The following is a 5279-nucleotide window of genomic DNA, read 5'->3' on the forward strand; positions in this document are numbered from 1 at the left end:
TCAACGTGCAGAGTATGGTGTTCGGAAACACGGGCGAAGATTCCGGTACAGGTGTAGCGTTCACCCGCAATCCGTCCACCGGAGAATCTGAGTTGTATGGAGAATACTTGATCAACGCTCAGGGCGAGGATGTGGTCGCCGGCATCCGCACCCCTCAGCCCATCGCAAGTCTGCACAACGACATGCCGGAAGTCTATCAACAGCTGGTGGACACGTGTAATCTGTTAGAAAATCATTATAAAGATATGCAGGATATCGAATTCACGGTGGAACGCGGAAACCTGTTCATCCTTCAGACCCGGACAGGTAAGCGGACGGCTCAGGCGGCCATTAGAATGGCTGTTGAAATGGTAGAGGAAAAGATTATGAATAAGCGTGAGGCGCTGTTACGTGTCGACCCCGATCAGCTCCACCAGCTTCTCCACCACCGGATTGACCCGGGGCATGGGAAGACACAGATTGCCAAAGGACTGCCGGCTTCCCCGGGCGCTGCCTCCGGACAGGTCGTTTTTGATGCCGATGAAGCCGAAGAACTGGCCGGAAACGGAAAGAAGGTCATCCTCGTCCGTCCGGACACGACACCAGATGATATTCACGGCATCGTAGCAGCCCAGGCCGTCGTAACGAGCCGCGGCGGTATGACAAGTCATGCGGCCGTTGTCGCCAGAGGGATGGGAAAAGCCTGTATCTGTGGGTGCGACTCCATCAAAATTGACTTGGAAGCCGGACAATTTACAGCAGGATCTGTCACAATCCATTATGGCGACCTGATGACCATCGACGGAGCCACTGGTGAGATTTTCGCAGGAAATATCCCAATGATTGAGCCGGAACTATCCGATGAATTCCAGCTTCTCCTCCAATGGGCGGACGAGGAAGCTCAGATGGGGGTGCGGGCCAACGCCGACAATCCCGTCGATGCTGCCAAAGCCTTGGAGTTCGGGGCCGACGGAATCGGGTTGTGCCGGACCGAGCACATGTTCATGGACGCCTCCCGGCTGCCGACGGTGCAGGATATGATTTTGTCTGAAACGAACATGGAACGGAATGAAGCATTGGATAAGCTGCTGCCGATGCAGCAGGAAGATTACGAGAAAATCTTTGAAGTGATGCAGGGACATCCAATTACGATCCGCTTGTTGGATCCACCGCTACACGAATTCCTCCCTGATAAGGAAGAGCTGCTCGTCGATGTCACAAGACTTTCCTGCACGAACCCTGACGCGGAGGAACTGCAGACGAAGAAAAACATGCTGCGTAAAGTGCGGCTTCTGGAGGAATCCAATCCAATGCTCGGCCACCGCGGCTGTCGTCTTGGCATGATCCACCCTGAAATCTATGAAATGCAGGTCAGAGCTGTCTTCCAGGCCGCGGCCAATGTTATGAAAAAAGGAATCACGGTCATCCCCGAAATCATGATTCCTTTAGTAACCCATGTCAACGAACTGAAAGACATGCGCCGACTCGTCCTGAACATCAGCCGGCAGGTGGAAGAGCAGGAAGGAGAGGCGTTTCAATACTCGATCGGAACGATGATTGAAACGCCGAGAGCCGCGTTAACGGCCGACCAGGTCGCACAGGAAGCCGACTTTTTCTCCTTTGGAACGAACGACTTGACCCAGACCACATTCGGGTTCAGCCGGGATGACGCAGAAGGGAAATTCCTCCACCATTACGTCGAAAACGATGTCCTTCCGCAAAATCCATTCGTATCACTGGATCAGGATGGCGTCGGGAAATTGGTAGAAAGCGGCGTGAAGCTGGGCCGTCAGACGAAACCATCTTTAAAAACCGGCATCTGCGGAGAACACGGTGGCGAAAAGACATCCATCCAGTTCTGCTTTAACCTTGGGATGGATTATGTCAGCTGCTCCCCTTTCCGGGTCCCTTCCGCCCGGCTGGCAGCAGCTCAGGCATCCGTTCGTCATTCACTCCACGTTCCGCAGTATCAATAATAGAAGAATCAAGATATTTTCCACAAAAGAAAGGACGCTGAACCGCCCCTCCGAGGTGTTTGTTCAGCGTCCTTTTTCTATGAAATTACCAGGATACCTTTTTCCCGCTCAGCTTCTTCACACCGATTCCTTTGGTTTGCTTTTTCTTCTGCTGTTTACTGAGCCAGTACTGCTCGATTTCTTCGAGTGTCTTCCCTTTCGTTTCCGGAACGAGCTTCCAGACGAAAGCAAAGGATAGAACACACATCAGGCCGTAGAGACCATACGTGAAGCCTGCACCCAATTCAAGAAGAGTCGGGAACGTCGTTGACACGAGCAGGTTACTTCCCCAGTTCACCGCAACGGTCAAAGCCATGACCTGCCCACGGATTTTGTTCGGGAATAGTTCTGATGCGAGCACCCATGTCAACGGACCGAAAGATAAGTTGTAAAATGCCACAAACACCAGGATGGAAATCAGTGCGCCAATGCCCATCGATCCGGCGAATGACAGGGCAGCAATGCCGAACATCCCCACTGCCATTCCGACAGAACCGATAAGAAGCAGTCGCTTACGACCAACTTTTTCAACGAACATAAGAGCAATCAGGACGAAGATGAAGTTTACAACACCAATCATGATCGTCTGCAGCATGGAGCTGTCTGAAGATGCACCCATGTTGGCGAAAATACGCGGCGCGTAATAAAGGATAACGTTGATTCCGACGAATTGTTGAGCGATTGCCAGCAGCAGTCCTACAGAGACGACCAATTTACCATAAGAGAAGATGCTCGTTTTCGTCTTATCAAGCTTGTCAACGGCCTGTCTGATATTTTTATAAATCTCCCGAGCCGCTTCTTCAGAGCCGTTCACTTTCTTAAGAATATTCATCGCTTTTTTATCCTTATTTTTCATAACCAGATAACGCGGCGTCTCCGGTACGAGGAACAATAATCCGAAGAACAACAGAGCCGGTATAGCTTCTGAAGCAAACATATACCTCCAACCAATATCATTGATCCAGCTCATACTTTGTCCTGCAACGATTCTCCAGTTAATAATGTATACAACCAGCATCCCGAAAATAATCGCGAGGTTATACAGAGTGACCAGCTTCCCTCGGATTTTCGCCGGTGCCGTTTCACTGATATACAACGGCCCCAGTCCGGATGCAAGCCCTACGCCGATACCACCAATGATTCTATAAATATTGAACATAATGAAAAGACCCATGGTCGGTTCACCTTTAGTAAAGAATAAAAACTCCGGTGAACTGGAAAGGAGTGCGGAAAAGAAAAACAGGACAGCCGCAACGATCAGTGAATTCCTCCGTCCAATCCGATCGGAAATCATCCCGCTCATCAATCCACCAGCAATACAACCAATCAAAGCACTGGAAACCGTCAACCCTTGAAATAATTTACTCAATCCTAAACTATCTATGAAGTAGACTTCCAGAGACTGTTCTGCACCAGAGATAACAGCTGTATCATAGCCGAACAGCAGCCCTCCCAACGCTGCAATCACAGATAAGAATATAATGTACGTCCGACTTCGTTTCATCTGCTTGGAACATCCTCTCTTAAAATTTCGATTAATCTAACAGTCTGAACCTGAATAAAATGAAATCCATTCCATATGGATTATCTATCGAATACTCCTATTCCCTCCTTCAGTCTGATAACTTCTATAATTAGGTAAATGTGAAATCTTAGCTGTACATTTCTCTGAATCACAACTTTTAAAACATCCCCCGCAAAATGAAAGGGTTTACAATAGAATCTTTTATACGCTGGATGTGCCCGCACGCCTGGGATATATAATACTTAGAAAAATTTTACTATTGGTTGCTATTTTAGAATTTATAATAAATTTATAACATTTATAAAAAGTTTAGTTCTTTACGGAGAACGCACGGTTGTGATCGTTTACATATAACAAAAAAACGAATCCCTTTTGTTTAGGAATCCGTCTTTTTTTCAGCTCTCGAATAAGTAGGAATCATAAGGGTCCCTGTGATGAACACCGCATAGGAAAGGATACGGATAACGTCATAATAGTTCCCTGACCTGAAGTAGATCAAGTTGATTACCATTGTGGCTGCACTTGCCACGACAAATAGGATTCCCCATTTTTGTTTGGTCAAAGCTACACCTCATTTCCTAATACAGTAAGATATTACCACAAAATTCTTTTTCATGGACAAAAACTGTTGCCGTTTAATTTTCAAAACTTTCGTTAAAATACACTGAATTGTTGCTACAATAGACCTTATATTCCCTTTATATGGAGGATTACATATGAAAAAGCTTTTTCGAGTTTCCCTGCAAGTGAAAATTCTCGGCTTGGTTATCGTTCTCATTCTCCTGGTATTAAGTTTAACCACTTTCCTATTCACATCGATGGAATCCCGGGAGGATGTGGAGAATGCAGAAGATCTTGCTCTTCAGTCAGCCAGGACGCTTTCTCTTATCCCTGTCGTTCAAGAAGCATTTAAGCGTAATCGAACGTCAGAAAACCTCAATAACATAGTCGAACAAATGAAAGACGAGATAGGTGCAGATGCGGTTAAACTCGTGGATCGAGACGGCCGTCTTTACAGCTATGCCGGGAACACGGAAACGAGGACAGTGGTACAGGAAGACTATTATAAGACTGTCGTGTTTGGCAGCCGCTACTTATTAACTACTAGTCAAGGCGACACTCAGACACTAAAAGCCTTCGCACCTATTGTGGTGGATTATGAGGACTACAAAAAAGTAGAAGGCGCTGTTGCTGTAGAGTTCCAAATGAATTCCATCTACAACGAGATCAAGACAGATATGAAGAACATGGTATCCCTTTCTGCCTCTGTATTTTTACTAGGAATCGCAGGTAGTTTTTTACTGGCCAGAAGTATCCGTAAAGACACTCTCGGCCTCGAACCGTTCGAAATATCTGCGTTATTCAGGGAACGCAATGCAATTGTGCAGTCGGTGAAGGAAGGATTGATTGCCTTTGACCATGCAGGAAAAATTACGTTGATCAATGTATCTGCTAAAAACTTACTGAATGTACAGGGGGAAATGAAAGGACGATCAATCAAGCATATGATTCAGTCTCCGGAACTCCTGCGCCTGTTGAGCTCTGAGAAGGGACTCATCAATGAGGAATTGGAATATAAAAACAAAACAGTCATCGTTAACAGCAGTCCAATCATTGAAGAGGGACGCCGGACTGGTACGGTGGTGAGCTTAAGAGATAAAACAGAAATTAAGGAAATGGTTGATGCCCTCTCTGATGTACGTCAATACTCAGAAGATTTAGGTGCTGATCTCTTGACACTGCACGAGGAACTTAACCTT

3 protein-coding genes are annotated in these 5279 nt (G+C 46.7%); 2 read left to right on the forward strand and 1 reads right to left on the reverse strand.

Translation table 11 applies throughout. The annotated features are described in order from the left end of the window. The coding region (ppdK, locus tag ACXAC1_RS19720) for a pyruvate, phosphate dikinase (protein ID WP_475063909.1) at nt 1-1955 on the forward strand (1955 nt) is incomplete at its 5' end. An 85-nt stretch (nt 1956-2040) separates the two neighbouring features. Here the strand turns inward: ppdK and xylE are convergent. Continuing rightward, on the reverse strand, nt 2041-3498 hold the full coding sequence (xylE, locus tag ACXAC1_RS19725) for a D-xylose transporter XylE (protein ID WP_474990989.1): 1458 nt from the start codon (nt 3496-3498) through the stop codon (nt 2041-2043). A 737-nt stretch (nt 3499-4235) separates the two neighbouring features. On the opposite strand from xylE, the gene ACXAC1_RS19730 reads away from it, so the two are divergent. Then, on the forward strand, nt 4236-5279 hold a 1044-nt coding region (locus ACXAC1_RS19730; RefSeq protein ID WP_475063911.1), incomplete at its 3' end, for a sensor histidine kinase.

The sequence above is a fragment of the Marinomonas sp. AWM4_232 genome, from assembly GCF_056158325.1.